Here is an 18,474-nt window from a genome sequence, read left to right on the forward strand (position 1 = left end):
CCAATTCGTTTTTATGCAATTGCAATCCATAGATCGAGTTGATGCTATCACACCGGAAGATTTTAGGAAACAATATTATGAACCACGCAAACCTATAATTATTACGGGACTGTCGAGGCAGTGGCCGGCATTTCAGCAATGGACCTGGGACTACTTTAAATCCATCGTTGGGGATAAGACCGTTGGCGTCTACAACAATGAAAGGGCAGGGGCCAAAACGCTCGTTAACGGGGCGGATGAATACATCACTTTCGGCGAATACCTCGATATGGTTGCCAAAGGCCCTGTACAGCTCCGTATCTTCCTCTTCAACATTTTTCAGCATGCCCCGCAGCTGACGGACGATTTCAGCTGGCCCGATTACCTCGTAAAGGGCTTTCTCAAAAAGTACCCTATGCTGTTTGTAGGCGGGGGAGGGTCAGTAGCGCATATGCATTACGACATCGATCTCAGCCACATCTTCCACACCCAGTTTATTGGTAAAAAGCGGGTACTGCTCCTCGAAAACAACCAGAAAGAGCTGATTTACCGCATGCCCATGACGGTAGAAAGTGCGGCTAATTTCGTAGGCTGGGCAGACCGGCTCGACGAAAACCGCTATCCTGCCCTCAAATACGCCAGGGCATATACGACCGTTTTGGAGCATGGCGATACCATGTTTATGCCCGGCGGGTACTGGCACCATATGGAATATCTGGAAGGCGGCTTTGCTATGAGCCTGCGCGCGCTCGACCAGTCGCTGTCGGGTAAGCTGAACGGGCTGTATCACTTAGCAGGCCTGCGAAGCATGAATAACCTGCTCATCAAAATGGCGCCCGAATGGTGGTACCATTACAAGCGGAAAGTAGCGGATCAACGGGCAGAAAAGGCCATGCGCAAATTACTTGCGGGATAAATATGCTGTTATTCAAATAATTTAATTACCTTTGCACCTTCTTAGCTCCACTTAGGCTCATAGTCACTTCAAACAGCTTGCCTGCTGTAATCTCAGAGCGTGTCTGCGTGTCTTCGTGGCAAATTCCGGTACGAAACCGGGATAAACATAAAAATTGCTATTTGAAGACGAGAACTTTAAAGAAAGACAAGGTTAATATTATCACACTTGGATGCTCCAAAAACATGGTGGATTCGGAGGTATTGAGCGGTCAGCTCAAAGCCAACGACATCAATGTGGTGCACGAAAATGCCAAACGCGATCATAACATCGTGATTGTCAACACCTGTGGATTTATTGACAAAGCAAAGGAAGAATCCATCAACACCATCCTCGACCAGGTAGACCTCAAGGAGAGCGGTAAGCTCGACAAGGTATACGTAACCGGTTGCCTCAGTGAGCGCTACCGGGGAGATCTGGAGAAGGAAATACCCGGCGTAGATGCCTGGTTTGGTACCATGGAATTGTCTTCCATCCTGAAGAAATTTGATGCCGATTACAAGGCTGAGCTGGTAGGGGAGCGTATCCTTAGTACTCCTTCCCATTATGCTTACCTGAAGATTTCCGAAGGTTGCAACCGTACCTGTTCCTTTTGCGCCATTCCGCTCATGCGGGGCCAGCACGTATCCAAACCCATCGAACAGGTGGTACTGGAAGCGGAAAGACTGGTGAAGATCGGCGTAAAGGAAATAATGCTTATCGCGCAGGAACTCACGTATTATGGTCTTGACCTGTACAAAGAGCGCCGCCTGGCCGAATTGCTCAATGCCCTCGCTGATGTGAAAGGGCTGGAGTGGATCCGCCTGCATTACGCATACCCCACCAAATTCCCCATGGAGATTCTGGCAGTAATGCGTGAGCGTGATAACATCTGTAATTACCTCGACATCCCCCTGCAACACATTGCTGACCCGATGCTGAAAGCCATGAAGCGCCAGATCACCCGTAAGGAGATCGTGGACCTCATTGCCGCCATCAGGGAGCAGGTGCCCGGCATCGCCCTCCGTACCACGCTGATCACCGGCTTCCCGGGAGAAACGCTGGACGATGTGGAAGATGTGAAGCGCTTCCTGGAAGAAGTTCGCTTCGACCGTGTAGGCGTGTTCACCTACAGCCATGAGGAAAATACTTCCGCCTACGCGCTGGAAGATAATATCCCGGCTGAAGAGAAAGAACGCCGCGCACAGGATATCATGGAAACACAGCAGGAGATTTCCCTGGAGAAAAACCAGGAAATGGTAGGAAAGATCTACAAAGTAATTGTCGATAAAAAAGAATCCGGCCGATACCTGGGCCGCACGGAGTTCGATTCAGTAGAGGTGGATAATGAGGTGATCATTAACACGGACAAGAAGTTGAAACCCGGAGATTTCGTACAGGTTAAAATTACCAGGGCGTTCGACTACGACCTGGAAGGAGAGCTGGTTTAAACTTTTTGCGCCGGCATCATTGATCACCCGGTCCGGTTTCTAAAACAACCCCGGGCCAACGAAAAAATTTACATGATTACATTCGAAACATTAGGCTTACAGGAAAACCTGCTTAAAGCTGTTACCGACCTTGGCTTTGTAACCCCTACTCCCATTCAGGAGAAAGCCATCCCGGTACTGCTTGGCGGCGACCGCGATTTTGTGGGCCTTGCACAAACCGGTACCGGTAAGACTGCCGCTTTCGGCCTTCCCCTGCTGCATCAGCTGGATATGAAGATCCGTCAGCCACAGAGCCTTATCCTGTGCCCCACCCGTGAACTCTGCATGCAGATCACGAACGATCTTAAGAACTTTTCAAAATACCTCGGCGATATCAATATCGTTCCCGTATACGGCGGTACCTCCATCGGTATGCAGCTCCGCGATCTTAAACGCGGCGCCCACATCGTGGTAGCAACCCCCGGCCGTCTCCTCGATATCATCGAGCGTGGCGCCATCAACTTCGACAATGTTCGTTATGCGATCCTTGACGAAGCCGACGAAATGCTGAACATGGGCTTCCAGGAAGACATCAACAGCATTCTCTCCAATACCCCCGAGGAAAAAACAACCTGGTTGTTTTCCGCCACTATGCCCCAGGAAGTACGCCGTATCGCCCAGAAATTCATGGAAGATCCGTTCGAACTGACTGTAGGTGGTAAAAACACCGGCAACGTTAACATCGAACACGAATACTACGTGGTTCGCCCCCGCGAGAAATACGCGGCGCTGAAACGTATCGTAGACTTCAACCCCGATATCTTCGGCATCATCTTTACCCGTACCAAGATCGAATCGCAGGAAATTGCAGAATCGCTCATCAAAGACGGTTATGATGCTGACGCACTGCACGGTGACCTTACCCAGCAACAGCGCGATAAGGTAATGAAACGCTTCCGCGAAAAGAACCTTCAGCTGCTGGTAGCTACCGACGTTGCCGCACGTGGTATCGACGTGGATAACGTAACGCACGTTATCAACTACGAACTGCCTGATGACGTGGAAAACTACACCCACCGTTCAGGCCGTACCGCCCGCGCAGGCCGTTCCGGTATATCCATCGCTATTATCAGCGGCCGTGATATCGGAAAGATCCGCCAGATCGAGCGTGTGATCGGTAAGAAATTCGAGAAGGCAGAAGTGCCCGACGGATTTGCAGTTTGCGAAAAACAACTGTTTGCCCTCGTACACCGTGTACATAACGTAACCGTTAACGAAGAGCAGATCGATCCTTACCTGACCCGTATCTACGAAGAATTCGCGGACCTGTCGAAGGAAGACCTTATCCGTCGCTTCGCCTCCCTCGAATTCAACGAGTTCCTCGAATACTACCAGAACGCTCCGGATCTGAACGTGAAGGAAGGTCCCCGTGGTTCTGTTGACGAAAATTCACTGTCACGCCGTAACTCCGGTAAGTTTACCCGTCTGTTCATCAACCTGGGCTCTGTAGACAATTTCACCCGTGGCGATATGCTTCGCTTTATCTGCGACAACGCAGGTATCCGTGGTAACAAAATCGGCCGTATCGACCTGAAAGGCGTTTATTCCTTCTTCGAAGTGGAGAACGATGCCACCGCACAGGTACAGGCAGGTTTCAAAACAGTGGAATACAATGGCCGTTCCGTAAGGATCGAAACCTCCCAGGATGGCGATAAACGCAAACCTGGTGGTGACAGAGGTGGTTTCCGCAGCTACGGCGACCGTCCCAAGAAAACCTGGACCGGCAGCGAAGATGGTTCTTTCCGTCCGCGCCGCGAGTTTTCCAAAAGCGGTAGCGGTAATTTCCGCCCCAAACGTGGATAACAGTTTTTACAGGAAATAAATATTAATGCCCGCAAGCGTCAGTTTGCGGGTATTTTTTTACCTTGTACGAAAGCACCCATTGCCAGATATGACGACCCAACATTCCACAAATAAAAGAACGGGAGACGATGAGCCCTTCAGAGAACTGCAATCAGTCGAGCCTTTTTCTCTCTTTTCCGCAAGGGATATAGAGCAATTCCAGGCTGGTACCCACGACCGGCTGTATGAGAAATTCGGCTCCCACGGGCTTACATATGAAGGCAAATCAGGCACTTACTTCGCAGTTTGGGCTCCCAATGCGGCATTTGTATCAGTGATAGGTGACTTTAACGGCTGGAACACTTACAGCCATACCCTGTTCCCCCGGTGGGACAATTCCGGTATCTGGGAGGGATTTATCCCCGGAATGAAGGAACAGCAGCTGTATAAGTACTTCATCCGGTCCAATTCCGGGGAAGAGCTGCGTAAAGGTGATCCTTTCGCCAACCACTGGGAGGTAAGGCCTAAAACGGCATCCGTTACCTCGAACCTGGAATACAAATGGAAAGATGCTGCCTGGATGAAGAAAAGAGGAGAGAAGCAGACCCTGGCCAGCCCCGTTTCCGTGTACGAAGTACATCTCGGCTCCTGGCGCCGTCCCGATCCGGACGATCATGAGCGTTTTTATACCTATCGCGATATAGCTGCCATGATGGTGCCATACGTGAAGGAAATGGGCTTTACGCATGTGGAGTTCATGCCTGTGGCCGAGCATCCGTTCGACGGGTCGTGGGGGTATCAGCTGACAGGTTTCTATGCACCCACCAGCCGGTACGGTTCCCCGCAGGACTTTATGGCGCTGATAGATGCCTTCCATCATGCCGGCATCGGGGTGATCCTCGACTGGGTGCCGTCTCACTTTCCCTATGATGATCATGGGCTGTACCGCTTCGACGGTAGCCATTGCTACGAATATGCCGATATGCGGAAGGGGTTTCATCCCGACTGGAACAGCTATGTTTTTAACTACGGCCGTAACGAGGTGCGCTCTTTCCTCCTGAGCAACGCCCTCTTCTGGCTCGACCGTTTTCATATCGACGGGCTACGGGTAGATGCCGTTGCCTCAATGATCCACCTCAATTATTCCCGTAAAGCCGGTACCTGGGAGCCTAACGTTCATGGCGGAGCAGAGAACCTGGAAGCTATTTCTTTCCTGAAGGAAATGAATACCCGCATTTATGAACGTTTCCCGGATGTACAGACCATTGCGGAAGAGTCTACCTCCTTCTATGGCGTGAGCCGCCCTGTATTCCTTGGCGGACTTGGTTTCGGGATGAAATGGATGATGGGGTGGATGAATGATACGCTGGATTATTTCAAGAAAGACCCGCTTTACCGCAAATGGTACCATAACCAGATCACTTTCAGTATGATGTACGCCTTTAGCGAAAACTTCATGCTGCCCCTGAGCCACGACGAAGTGGTGCATGGGAAAAGTCCTATGATCTATAAAATGCCGGGCGATGACTGGCAGCAGTTCGCTAACCTGCGGTTGCTTTACAGTTATATGTTTACCCATCCGGGTACCAAGCTCCTGTTTATGGGCAATGAGTTTGGTGATACAAAGGAATGGAACTTCGAATCGGAGCTGGGCTGGCACTTGCTGCAGCATCCCACGCACGCGAAGCTCCGCGAATATGTAAAGGCGCTCAACCATTTATATACCGGAGAACCCGCGCTGTATCAACAACAGTTCGATTCAGCCGGCTTTGAATGGATACACCTGGCCGACCAGGAAAACAGTATCGTTGTATATGCCCGTAAAGGGACAGCCGGGGAAGTGGTGCTGGTAGCCCTCAATATGACACCCATCCCTCGTGAAGATTATCCCATCGGCATTCCATGGGGCGATACATTCCGGGAGGTGCTTAATTCCGATGCGCCGGAATGGTATGGCAGCGGGGTGGTAAATACAGGACCGCTCAAACCGGTGGCCGGCCGCTTCGGGAAGCCTTTCGATATTCACCTGCGGCTCCCGCCCCTTGGTGCGGTAATTCTTAAAATGGATACCCCCAGGCCGCGTAAAGGCAAACAGTAATTTCATTAACATTTCAATGTACTGAGCCGGTTCCCCCGTTGGAATCTGGCAGATATTTTGCTGTACTTACCGGTGTAAAATATGCCGGTAGAATGGCCGCTGCGTGTGTGTCGCAGCTCAGAACAATAAGCACAGCCAATTGCACGTTTACTATTACGCCATATCATATCAGAACGCCATCATCTTTGGTTGAACAGTAACATCATTACGCCATTATCTTTTTATTGAAAGTGCTTTAACCGGGTACAACATAAAAACCACATCACCTTTAAAACCAAATCTTTTGTATGAGAAACTACCTCCGAAAACTGGGTTGGCCCGCACTCATTTTGGCCATCCTGTCCATCGTCATCTATGCATGCAGTAAAAATGAATCTGCCGGCCCGGAAAAAATACCGGAAGGCAGGCAGAAGGTGAGCCTCATGCTGACCGATGACCCCGGACTGTTTGATAAAGTCATGATCGATATCCGCAAAGTGGAAGTACTGATCGACACCTGTACAAGGAACAACGATGATGATGACGACGATGATGACTGGGATGATCGCGATCGTTGCGGATGGTGGGAAGACTGGCGTGACAGAGACCACGACCGCGATTGTGATGTGTGGGACTCACTGGGCATTCGTCCGGGAGTATATGACATGCTCCAGCTGCGTAATGGGGTGGATACCAGTCTGGCTACAGGCGTAATCCGTAAGGGCCGTATTCACAAGATCCGTATTACCCTGGGATCAGAAAATTCGCTGGTGAAAGATGGGGTAACTTATCCGCTGCGTTCCGTGAACGGACAGGTAAAAATCATTGTTAAGGTACGGCATAACGAGTGGGACGAAGTAACTCCGGACAACCTGCAGCTGTGGCTTGATTTCGATGTACAACGTTCTATTATCCGTGTAAGCAACGGCCGGTTCATCCTTAAACCCTACATCCATGTGTGGACGGTTCGCCAGACCGGATCAGTATCCGGAAAAGTGCTGCCCGCCGACGCACAATCCGTAATAACCGTGTATAATACGGCAGACTCCCTGTATGCCCTTCCGGGCCGTAACGGGGATTGGAAGGTGCGTGGTTTGAAACCCGGTACATACAGTGTTTTTGTGAACGCAGGCAATGGGTACGCCGACACAACGATAACAGGCGTAAAAGTTGAACGCGCGAAGGATACGAGACTTCCGGACATCACCCTTCGGAAATAATATTAATAAAACGCGTAACCTGCGTTTCCTGTAGAAGGCCGTTCCTTAATTGGAGCGGCCTTTTTACTTCCGGAAGACCAGATAATTGATAAATAATACTAATTTGTGGAAGCGAAAAACCATTAGTATGAAACGCACGGGTATTTTGATGCTGCTGAGCTGCGGCCTTTATTTTTCTGCCGGCGCGCAAAGCGCGGAAAACCGGACTGACGCGAAGCAGCGTAAACAAGGAGTATGGGCGGAAAGGATACCTGCATTGCGGGAAGATCCTGCGTATATACTTGAGGGTAGTTATGTGAACGGTAGAAAGGAAGGCGTCTGGAAGAAAACGACGGAAGATGGTGATGTGGTAGCGGAAGAAACGTATAAAAACGGTGCACTGGATGGTTTGTGCAAATATTACTATCCCAATGGAAAAATTTCTGCCGCCGGCAGGATGCTGGCGATAGACCTGGAAGGACAAAAAGATACCGTTGTAACCATTAACGTTACAACAGGAGAGGAGCAGCTGATGGAAGTGACACGAAAGGGTCATTCCGTACGCCATGGTGAATGGCGGCTGTATGATGAAGACGGCAATATGATTCGTGAAACGTATGATAAGGGGGAGATCAGTGAGTCTGTAATGCAGGAGAAAAAGCGTTCCTCTCAAACTCCTTTGCCGCATGAGGCACAACCTGCACGCCGCGGATCGCGGAAAGAATAAAAACATACCAAAACAATCCAACACCCCTGTTGTAACGTATATTTTAATACGGAAAGGATTCCTTATATTTAATCAACCGATATAGGTACCCCGTGATAGTTGTTCCACCTTTTTATTTGAACCACTGAGTATGCCGGCTTGTGATTGAAAAACCAGTTTGCCGGTGCTATGAAATCCCGATTTGTTTGTTTTCAAAAATCTGTTCGTGATGATGCATTTTTTATCCCCGCTCCGTATCCGTATACAGGGCATTTACAGGCAAGGTGTGGTACAATCGTCCGGCAAAGAAGAAGCCCGCAGGATTAAAGTTGTCAACATCGTGAGTTCGATTACCGGGTTGCTGGTAATCATTTACGGTATTGCTTTTTATCTGCTGCTGCGCTCATCTCTTATTTTGCTGCCCGCTTTGCTGGTGTTTGCCCCGGCATTTTTTGGTGTGGTATGGCTGAACGGAAAGCGGCGGTATATGGAAGCGCGCATCAGCATCCATGTTATATACATTTCGCTGATCCTGTATTACGGCAGTATACTGGGTAGGGTAACGGAAGTACAGCTGCTGGCAGTGTTCCTGATGAGTGTGGCACTGCTGATCTGGAAGCCCCAGGAAAAGCTGCCCCGCATCATTTGCGCCTCCATGCCCATCCTTTCTTTGGTTATTCTCGAGTTTATTTACTATTTTCATCTCGTAACTCCGCTTCCTTTAAGCGAAACGACACAGAATATCTACCGCTGGATGGTAATGCCGGTAGTCCTATACCTGAATTACCTCGCCATCCATCTTTACCAGGACAATATCATGGACCTGCTGCGGATATTGCGGAACAGGAATATGTCGCTAGCCAGAAGCCGCCGGGAAGTGGAGCGGCAACGGAAAGAACTGGAAAAATACAGCAAAGAACTGGAACTGCTGGTACGGGAACGTACCCTTGCCCTCGTGAAAGCCAATACGGCTAAAACACAGTTCATCAGCGAGCTGAGCCATGATATCAGAACGCCGCTGAACCTGATAGTAGGGATGACCGAATTGCTGAGCGACACCCTTTCTTCCCGTGAACCCGGTGCCCATGCACAAGCAAGGCAAATGGCCCGGAACATGCAGGCGGCAGGTCATAATATCCTCGAACTCGTAAATCACGTGTTAGAATTGTCTAAAATAGAAGCCGGAAAAGCCGACGAAGCAAAACCTGCGCCTTTCTCTCTCAGAGACTGGCTCAAACATACTGTCAGCATCTACCAGAGTGTTGCCAGCAAACAATCCGTGACCATCCACCTGGAAGTAGACGGCCGTTTCCCCGACATGATCCTCTGCGATAAAGTAATGCTGGGGCAGATCATCAACAACATCCTTTCCAATTCCATCAAATTTACGCCCGCCGGTAAAAACATCCGTGTACGCTGCTTCCATCAGCAGAACAAGATGTTCCTCCAGATCTGCGACGAAGGCAAAGGCATCCCTGCTAACCAGCTGGGTGCCATATTTGAACCTTTCGAGCAGGGCGACAGTGATATCTATCGCCAGTTTGGCGGCAGTGGCCTGGGCCTGGCCATCGCCAAACGCAAAGCCGAAACCATGGGTGGTACCATTCAGGTGAGCAGCACTCCCGGCGAAGGCACCAACTTTGTAATTACGCTACCCTTACTGGTGAGTGAAGAAGTGAACGAACTGCCACTCCCTGCCGCGGCGCTTACATTACTGCCTGCCGATACTACGGTGGTAGTGATGGATGATAATGAATTCGACCACCTCATCATGAAGCACTTCCTGGCGCGCATCGGTGTTACGCGAGTAGCATTTGCCAGCGATGGGGCCGACGGGCTGGAACTGGCCCGCAAAACCCTCCCGGATGTGATCCTCATGGATCTTCATATGCCGGTACTCAGCGGCCGGGAAACCTTCCTCGCCCTGCGTGCCGATGAACAGCTGCGCCACATTCCTGTAGTGGCAGTATCGTCTGATGCCTTCAAAGAACAGGAAGAAGCCTACATCCACCTTGGAATGGACGGTTATATCCGCAAGCCGGTAGATGGTAAAGTGCTGCATGCGGTGCTGGAGAAACTGATCCGTTTCGATGCCCGCCCCATCTCGGCCACCCTCTGTGCCATTCCGCTCGATACTACCCGCTCCGCTTCATAAAAACGTAAACCCTTACGTAATCTGCATGGTAATTGTGCAGCGCCTACGTATCAATACCTGTAAACAGGACTATTTGAAGCTGACTGAAATCTGCTGCCACAGCGGTTTCTGTCAGCTTCTTCTGCATTTGTACATATTCCTTTTTTACCCGTTTCAGTTCAGTTGCAGTGCTCAATATTCAGCGCTTAATTCCTGCATGTGAGCTTTATAAATTGCCGCCTCGAAGCCCGAAGGGTTTTCAGGACGGGAGGGCAGTCGTTTCTTGCTGTGTCTAAACCTTCATTTTATCAACCTAAAAGACGCTTATGAAACGAATGCTATGCATGTTAGTCCTGATGGGCCTGATGCCCGTCCTGTTTGCGCAGGATGCGGTGCGGAAAGGCGTGGTGCAGGACGAAACTGGGCACCCGCTGGAGCGGGTTTCCGTGCAGATTAAGGGCACTACCTCCGGAACATTTACGGATGTGAGAGGGAATTTCTCCCTCAGCGCCCCGTCGGGTGCAGTGATTGTTTTCTCCATGGTAGGCTTTAACCGTGCAGAAATAGCCGCCGACGCTATCACTGACAATTATTCCATCCGTCTCCTGAAAGGAGAAAGCCAGCTCACAGAAGTTGTTGTTACAGCATTGGGTATCAACCGTACCCGGAACCAGATGCCCTATGCCGTTCAAACTATTAAAGGTGATGAAGTGGCCCGTATCCGTACACCCAACTTCGTACAGGGCCTCTCCGGAAAGATCGCGGGGCTGAACGTACAACAGGGCAACGCCATGGGCGGCTCTACCAATATCACCCTGCGTGGTATCCGTTCTATTACAGGCGATAACCAGGCCCTCTTTGTTGTAGACGGCGTTCCTTATGCCAACGCATCGGGCACACGCAATATCCTCAATACCGGTAACTCCTCCCAGCGCTCCGGCGGTGGTGGTTACGATTATGGCAGCACCGCAGCCGATTTCAATGCCGATGATATTGAAACCATCACGGTACTGAAAGGCGCTGCGGCCAGTGCGCTTTATGGCTCACAGGGCGCCAACGGCGTAATCCTCATCACTACTAAAAAAGCGACCCGCGGTCTTGGTATCACCGTTAATGCCGGTGGTACGCTCGGCTACCTCGATAAAAGCACTTTCCCTAAATACCAGCGGCTGTATGGAGCAGGGTATGGTCCCGACCGCGACGACCCTTCCGGGTTTTTCTTCTACGATGACCTCGACGGAGACGGACAGGACGACCTCATCGTTCCTACCCGCGACGATGCATCTTACGGTCACCGTTTTGATCCCAACCTCATGGTATTTCATTGGGATGCCCTTATTCCCAATACACCCGGTTATCTGAAAAAACGTGCCTGGGTGGCCCCCGATAATTCTGCCGATAAATTCTTCCGTACCGCAAGCGCTACCAACTTCAGCGTATTTGCTGACGGCGCTTCTGATAAAGGAGCCTTTAAACTCGGTCTTACCCGGAACGATGAGCAGGGTATTGTAGAGAACAGCCGCATCGTGAAGAACCTCCTGAACTTCAATGCTTCGCTCCACCTCACGCCCAAGCTGACTGTAAGCGCTGCCGCCAACTACACCAACATCAAAGGTAAAGGCAGATGGGGCACGGGTTATGATGGCGACGAAGGGAAGAATATCATGACCAGCCTCCGCCAGTGGTGGCAAACCAACGTAGATATCAAAGACCAGCGGGATGCTTATTTCCGGGACCGTAAAAACATGACCTGGAACTTCCGCACCTTCCGCAACCTGCGTCCGCTGTATTGGGATAACCCTTACTGGACCATTTACGAAAACTACCAGGACGATACCCGTAACCGCTTCTTCGGCAATATTTCCGTAAACTATAAGGTAACGCCCTGGCTGAATGCCATGGCACGTGTTGCACAGGATTACTATGATGAGCTTAGGGAAGAACGCGTTGCCATTGGTAGCTACGGTGTACCGAAATACCTGCGCTCTAACCGCTGGTTTAAAGAAACGAACATCGACCTGTTGCTGAATGCAGATAAAAACATTGCTCCTAAACTGAACCTGAAAGCACTGCTGGGTTCCAACGTGCGGAAGCAACGTATCGAGAATATATCCGCCCAAACAAATGGCGGTCTGGTAGTTCCCCGTTTATATGCGCTGAACAACTCCCTCAATGCTCCGGAGCCTTCGCTGGAATACCTTGGCAGGAGAGAAGTACAGGGTGTGTTTGCTGGTACCACCTTATCATGGAACGATATGCTTTCGCTGGATATGACCCTGAGGAGAGACGTGTCTTCCACATTACCCAAAGGAGCTAACTCCTATTACTATCCTTCAGTTTCTGCCGGGTTCACTTTCAGTAAATTACTGCCAGCTGCCACCTGGCTGAGCATCGGTAAGGTAAAGGCCAACTTTGCACAGGTAGGCGCTGATGCTCCTATTTCCGCCATACACGACACTTATCAGCAGGAAACCATCTGGGGCAGCATTCAGCAGTTCGCCACCCGTACCATCAAGAACAACAGCGCCCTGAAACCTGAACGTACAGAGAGCCTTGAAGGCGGGCTGGAACTCGGCTTCTTTGATAACCGTCTGGGTTTGGACATTACAGCCTATAAAACCAAGACCATCGACCAGATCATTCCCGTTGCATCTTCTGCTGCAACCGGGTACCTGTCGCGCTACATGAACGCCGGCCTCGTAGAAAACAAAGGCCTGGAAGTTTCACTGACCGCTACCCCCGTACGCACCAGCAACTTCTCCTGGGATATTACCACCAACTGGTCCACCAACAAGAATAAAGTGATTTCCCTGCCTGATGGAGCGGAGAACATCCAGCTGTCGGCCTTCCAGGGTAATGTGAGCATCAATGCTGCTGTAGGACAGCCTTTCGGCATCATCCGCGGATCTGACTACGTTTATACAAACGGCCGCAAAACAGTAGATGAAGACGGATATTACATAGTTACTCCCAGTGTCAATAACATCATCGCGAATCCTAACCCCGACTGGTTAGCAGGTATCAACAACCAGTTCAGGTATAAGAACCTGTTCCTCAGCTTCCTGATAGACATGAAGAAAGGCGGCGAACTGTTCAGCCTGGATATGTATTATGGTCTTTCACAGGGCCTGTACGAAGAAACCGCATTGGTTAACAGCCGTGGGAAGAACTCACGTGAGCCGGTGGCCGAAGGAGGTGGTATACTGCTGGACGGTGTAACGGAAGACGGGAAGGAGAATACAATGTGGGTAGAAAACCTGTATGGTATTTATGGTGACTATTTCAATCCCAATAAAGGCTTCGTATATGATGCATCGTACGTGAAACTCAGGGAAGTGGTATTTACCTATGCACTGCCAAAGCCGCTGCTGTCGAAGCTCGGGTTCATTAAAGGACTGGATTTTTCGCTCATCGGCCGTAACCTGTGGATCATCCACAAGAACATGCCGCATGCCGATCCGGAAGACACACTCGGTTCCGGTAACCTGCAAGGCTATCAGAGCGGATCGTACCCCACTACCCGCACCTTCACCTTTAACCTGAAATGCAAATTCTGATTATCATGCGAAAGAAACTTCTCCTCATATTATTGACAGGAAGCATCGCCGGATGTACCAGCGACCTTACCGGACTTAATGACGATATCAAGAACCCGGCAATAGTGCCTCCTGCCACGCTCTTTACAAATGCCACCCGCGAACTGATGGACGCACATGCTTCGCCCAACGTGTTCGTCAATGTATTCCGTGTAATTACCCAATACTGGCAGCAAACCACATACAACGAAGAAAGCCAGTATAAGCTGGAAGGAAACAGCTTGTCAGGTGCCTGGTGGCGCGATCATTACCATTATGTACTGCAGAACCTTAAAGGCTGTAAGGAAATGGTACGCGCTGCTGACCTCGATGAGAAAGTGCGTAAAAACCAGATCGCCATCATCGACGTGCTGGAAGTGGTATCTTATTACTATCTCACCACCACATTTGGTAATGTGCCATACTCACAGGCATTGAACGGAGAGAATCCGTTTCCCGCCTACGATGATGCCAATACAATTTACACGGACCTGTTGCGCCGGATATCAGAAGATGTAGCCAACCTCGACGCTTCGGCTGCAGGCTTTGGCTCTGCAGATCTGTTTTACCGTGGCAACGTAGGCCGTTGGAAGAAGTTTGCTGCATCTTTTCAGCTGAAGATGGCCATGCTGATTGCAGACAGCGATGTCAACAAGGCGCGCCCGGCAGCAGAAGCAGCCATTACAGCAGGGGTATTTACATCGGCGGCAGACGATTGCGTGCTGCATTACCTCTCTGCACCGCCGTATACCAACCCGCTGTGGAACGACCTTGTGGAGAGCGGACGGGTAGACTTTGTTGCCGCTGCTCCCTTTGTGGACAGTCTGAAAGCCTATGCAGATCCCCGTTTGCAGCGCTACTTCCTGGAAACGGAGAATGGCGAATACCTCGGCGCACGGCCCGGTACCAAGCCAGACTTCGAGCAATTCTCCAATATCACGGAAACACTCCTTGAGCCTACCATGCCCGCTTACCTGCTGGAATATTCCGAAGTGAAGCTGTTGCTTGCAGAAGCAGCACAGCGCGGATGGAATACCGGCGCTACTGCAGCAGAACACTATGCAGAAGGGGTAAGTGCCGCACTGGCATCATGGGGAGTTACGGATGCTGAGATAGCAGATTACCTCGCTAATCCTAAAGTGGCCTATAACCCGGCTAACTGGAAAAAGAGCATCGGGATGCAGAAATGGTTCGCGTTCTTCAACCGTGGCAACGATGGCTGGACGGACTACCGCCGCCTCGACTTCCCGGTACTGGAATTGCCCGTGGGGGCCGTAAGCGGCATCCCTATGCGCTACCGCTATCCTGTTTCAGAGCATAACATCAACCGCCGCAATTATGAAAGCGCTGCGCAGGCAGTAGGTGGCGATAAGGTGGAAACTAAGCTCTGGTGGGATAAGCATTGATCACGTTATTTCTTTTCATCATAAGCATTATTTAGATTTTTGACAGAGGCCGGGGATATTTATCCCCGGTTTTTTATTTCCCGGTTTCCCCATATGGTGCATCTACCGGTTTGGACTCCGGTGATCCCCACTGGCGCAGCCAAATGGAAAGAATGACGATTGCTGCCACGGAAAGGAACTCGCTTTGCCAGTTTTGAAACGACTCGAACCAGAACTTTGCATGGGATAAATACTGGGAAGCCGTGGCAGTAGGGAGTCCTTTGGCAGACTGCTCCAGGTTGTAATGATTATGGCTGCCGATAAAATGCAGCCAGAAAGAAATAATGAAAAGTAAAAAGAATGCGATGGAAAGGGAATGTTTGTACACCTTTAGCCAAATGCCACCCTTGTTTACGGGCCATGGGGCAGAAGGAGAAGGCTTAGGCTCACGGTCCACTTCTTCTTTTTTGTCAAGGTCTTTGGATTCTGAAGAGCCCCATTGCCGCAGTTTTACCGTAAGAATCACATACATGCCCATTTGCAGGAATTCACTTTCCCAGTTCTCGAATGTTGCTTCTAAAAAGTGAGGACTGGTAAGGTAGTGCCGGAGGCCAAGTTGGGGAAGACCAAGCTCCTGCAGTTCACTGTTGAATTCCTGCATCCCCGTGAAAGTTTGGGCAACGAGGCATATCAGGAGCATAGACAGAAATACAATGCTCAATCCGTTACGGTAAAAGAAAGTGTGCTTTTTCATATACAATATTCTCCGTCATATTTTCATCAAAAAAGCATGCCGGTTAAACAGCAGTAAGTATAGTACTGCTGTTATAATTGCGGCTGTTGTGTTAAAAATTCTTAACTTCCATATTCATCTGAATTGGACCGTTTGCCTTCAAATCTAATCCGTCAACGAAATTGTTCCTTGCATGAAAGCGAATTGTATCTGTATGCTTATTGATGATGATGTGGATGATCAGGAGATATTTCTCTACGCAGTGCGTGAACTGAATATGGAGATCGAATGCACTTTTGCGAGAGACGGGCGCGATGCCCTTGCAAAGCTGGCAGCGGCTGAAAAGAAGCCTGATTACATATTCCTCGATCTCAATATGGCGCCAATGGATGGCCGGTCGTGCCTGAGAGCGCTAAAGGAGGACTCACACCTCAGCCGGATCCCTGTAATAATTTACTCTACTTCCTCAGACCCGCGCGACCGTTCTGAGCTGATGGCTATGGGAGCCGCAGGATATTGGGTGAAAGATGTGAGTATTTCTAAGCTCTGCGAAGGGCTGAAACTGTTGTTACACGAACAGGAAGCTGTACAAAAGACCAACTGATAATTCCGGCATTATTTTTTCACGCATTGTTAAAACGGTATTATGATACTGGATGATCCTGCGATTGAAGGAAAAGAGCCCGTTCCCGCACAGCAGGTAGGGAATAAAACCAATGACTGTCAGGCTGTTACCCTTCCCACTACTGAAGATGCAGAGCAGCTGTTCCGTGAATCACTGAACCGGCTGCTGGAAGTCAATAAATGGAAAGAAACAAGTGAAAAACCACTTGCAGCATTTCAGTTGTCTGATGCGGAAGGCTCCCTTGTAGACCGTAAAGCCGCTCCAGGTGATTACATCCGGATCCGCCTGCCCGGTCCGGGGAACCCGGCGGGTGATGGCTTTGACTGGGTAGTTATTGAAGATATCATTGAACAGCTGAATATCCGCCATAATTCTGTTTCCGTAACAATGCGCGTACGTCCTGCGCCGGAGCCTGCCAAACCAAGCCGCCAGATATCTCATTTCTTCCGCCGTTATGCCACCAGTTCGTTCATGGTGGAGCTGCAGGGGCGTACGGTAAAAGCCTGTGTATTCGGGCGTAATGAAGTACCCAATACGGAAGTGAAAGGCTGGCTTACCAAACTCCGCAATCTCATTGTTTCATTTACTGCCATGCTGGGATTCTCACATTTTCAATGGAAGAGCCTGGTGAATGGTATCCTTGGTATCCGTAAATAATCCGGCTTACATACGGGGCAAATGGGCTGCAAAGGCGTCCAGTGTCTTCACTGTATACCATTCGCGCAAGGCATCCGGATCTCCGGCGGGAGCATTCAGCCGTACGGTTTCCAAAATTTTTCCTTCATATGCAATAGCAAACCAGGCAAACGTCTGGTTATCCGATTCCGGAACGGGTGTGGCATAGCCTGTGACGCCAATTCCCCATTCACTGCGGAACATCGCACACACACCGGTAGCCATTTCTTCCGCCACCTGTCCGCTCACGCAATTAGATTCCAGCGCGTGTACGGGTTCAATGTGCAGATGCCGGCACTTCTGCCCGATATTGTAAGCAGTGATCCCTCCCTGAAAGAAGCGCATAGCATCCGGGGTACCCGCCAGTGCAGATTGTAGCATGCCTCCTGTCACACTTTCTGCTACAGATACCGTATGGCGCATACGAAGCAGGTGATCACGGATTTGGAGGAGTAAGGCAGTGTTGACCATGCCTGATTCGCAGAAAATAACATGCCAGCCGGTGAATACGGGCATTATTTCCGCATGTTTCCGTAGTTTGCACCTTCCCCAAATGAGATTAGTTTCCGCATGCATCCGCTCATACATCAAATAGAACGTACAGTATTTGCCCCCTGTGGCCTGGCCATTACAGATATCGTGAAGGACGCAGAATCCGAAGAATATCATGGCTATGATCTCCAATGCAATAATAACATCCGGATTAAATTCCGACTGGCAAAACTCACACCTAAAAAGGTGGGCAATTTCGTGGCTTTATGGAAAAGGAGTTCTGCGGGAGTTACTGAACCTTTTGAACATGATGATCCTTTTGATTATTACCTCGTGGCAGTTCAATCTGAAAATACCTATGGGCTTTTCTTTTTCCCTAAATACGTACTGGCGAAAAATGGCATATTAACACACGAAGGAAAGGAAGGAAAGCGGGGCTTCCGGCTGTATCCTGATTGGGTAAAAGCACCCAACCGCCAGGCAGAGAAAACGCAACTGTGGCAATCACCCTTTTTCATACCCCTGGAGGAAGGGGACAGCAATGCTGCTGAGAAGCTGCGGCATATCAGGCAATTAAAATAACGGAACGGATAACATCTTCCGCTTTCGTTATTACTAGAAGCCGCGGATGGAATCGAACCACCGTATAAGGCGGGAAGCCTTCGCCTGTCCACTCGGCCACACGGCA

The 18,474-nt window shown here is 50.1% G+C and carries 14 protein-coding genes and 1 tRNA gene; 12 read left to right on the top strand and 3 right to left on the bottom strand.

All coding sequences use genetic code 11. The annotated features are described in order from the left end of the window. Positions 1-13 precede the first annotated feature (13 nt). From DEV76_RS17000 to DEV76_RS17040, 9 genes are all read left to right on the top strand, one after another. Complete coding sequence (locus DEV76_RS17000; protein ID WP_109699124.1) at positions 14-895, top strand: cupin-like domain-containing protein; 882 nt, start codon at positions 14-16, stop codon at positions 893-895. A 161-nt stretch (positions 896-1,056) separates the two neighbouring features. Further along, positions 1,057-2,364 carry a 30S ribosomal protein S12 methylthiotransferase RimO gene (rimO, locus tag DEV76_RS17005; RefSeq protein WP_109699125.1) on the top strand — a complete coding sequence of 436 codons (1,308 nt, stop codon included), beginning with the start codon at positions 1,057-1,059 and terminating at the stop codon, positions 2,362-2,364. 72 nt (positions 2,365-2,436) lie between these two features. After that, positions 2,437-4,206: a DEAD/DEAH box helicase gene (locus DEV76_RS17010; protein ID WP_109699126.1), complete on the top strand. Its 1,770-nt coding sequence runs from the start codon at positions 2,437-2,439 to the stop codon at positions 4,204-4,206. A gap of 88 nt (positions 4,207-4,294) precedes the next feature. After that, entirely contained in the window at positions 4,295-6,283 is a 1,989-nt protein-coding gene (glgB, locus tag DEV76_RS17015; RefSeq protein ID WP_109699127.1) for a 1,4-alpha-glucan branching protein GlgB, read from the top strand. 287 nt (positions 6,284-6,570) lie between these two features. Further along, positions 6,571-7,482, top strand: coding sequence for a DUF4382 domain-containing protein (locus tag DEV76_RS17020; protein WP_109699128.1), 912 nt, complete (start codon positions 6,571-6,573; stop codon positions 7,480-7,482). A gap of 127 nt (positions 7,483-7,609) precedes the next feature. Further along, positions 7,610-8,188 carry a toxin-antitoxin system YwqK family antitoxin gene (locus tag DEV76_RS17025; RefSeq protein WP_109699129.1) on the top strand — a complete coding sequence of 193 codons (579 nt, stop codon included), beginning with the start codon at positions 7,610-7,612 and terminating at the stop codon, positions 8,186-8,188. 208 nt (positions 8,189-8,396) lie between these two features. After that, on the top strand, positions 8,397-10,322 hold the full coding sequence (locus DEV76_RS17030) for an ATP-binding response regulator (RefSeq protein WP_232826972.1): 1,926 nt from the start codon (positions 8,397-8,399) through the stop codon (positions 10,320-10,322). A gap of 305 nt (positions 10,323-10,627) precedes the next feature. Next, positions 10,628-13,858, top strand: a complete 3,231-nt coding sequence (locus tag DEV76_RS17035; RefSeq protein WP_109699131.1) for a SusC/RagA family TonB-linked outer membrane protein — start codon at positions 10,628-10,630, stop codon at positions 13,856-13,858. Positions 13,859-13,863: 5 nt separating this feature from the next. Further along, the gene (locus DEV76_RS17040) at positions 13,864-15,282 is read left to right on the top strand and encodes a SusD/RagB family nutrient-binding outer membrane lipoprotein (RefSeq protein ID WP_157962940.1); all 1,419 of its coding nucleotides are present in this window, start codon (positions 13,864-13,866) and stop codon (positions 15,280-15,282) included. Between the two features lie 73 nt (positions 15,283-15,355). Here DEV76_RS17040 and DEV76_RS17045 read toward each other — a convergent pair whose 3' ends face one another. Continuing rightward, positions 15,356-16,015 carry a DUF6766 family protein gene (locus DEV76_RS17045; protein WP_109699133.1) on the bottom strand — a complete coding sequence of 220 codons (660 nt, stop codon included), beginning with the start codon at positions 16,013-16,015 and terminating at the stop codon, positions 15,356-15,358. A 172-nt stretch (positions 16,016-16,187) separates the two neighbouring features. On the opposite strand from DEV76_RS17045, the gene DEV76_RS17050 reads away from it, so the two are divergent. Continuing rightward, positions 16,188-16,598 carry a response regulator gene (locus DEV76_RS17050; RefSeq protein WP_109699134.1) on the top strand — a complete coding sequence of 137 codons (411 nt, stop codon included), beginning with the start codon at positions 16,188-16,190 and terminating at the stop codon, positions 16,596-16,598. 42 nt (positions 16,599-16,640) lie between these two features. Beyond that, positions 16,641-17,276, top strand: a complete 636-nt coding sequence (locus tag DEV76_RS17055) for a hypothetical protein (protein WP_109699135.1) — start codon at positions 16,641-16,643, stop codon at positions 17,274-17,276. Positions 17,277-17,282: 6 nt separating this feature from the next. Here DEV76_RS17055 and DEV76_RS17060 read toward each other — a convergent pair whose 3' ends face one another. Continuing rightward, entirely contained in the window at positions 17,283-17,810 is a 528-nt protein-coding gene (locus tag DEV76_RS17060; protein ID WP_157962941.1) for a CinA family protein, read from the bottom strand. Between the two features lie 54 nt (positions 17,811-17,864). On the opposite strand from DEV76_RS17060, the gene DEV76_RS17065 reads away from it, so the two are divergent. Continuing rightward, on the top strand, positions 17,865-18,368 hold the full coding sequence (locus DEV76_RS17065) for a MepB family protein (protein ID WP_109699136.1): 504 nt from the start codon (positions 17,865-17,867) through the stop codon (positions 18,366-18,368). A 37-nt stretch (positions 18,369-18,405) separates the two neighbouring features. On the opposite strand, the gene DEV76_RS17070 is transcribed toward DEV76_RS17065, so the two are convergent. Beyond that, positions 18,406-18,473 (bottom strand) — tRNA-Gly (locus DEV76_RS17070). Position 18,474: the final 1 nt, after the last annotated feature.

Source organism: Chitinophaga deserti, assembly GCF_003149455.1.
Taxonomy (GTDB): domain Bacteria; phylum Bacteroidota; class Bacteroidia; order Chitinophagales; family Chitinophagaceae; genus Chitinophaga; species Chitinophaga deserti.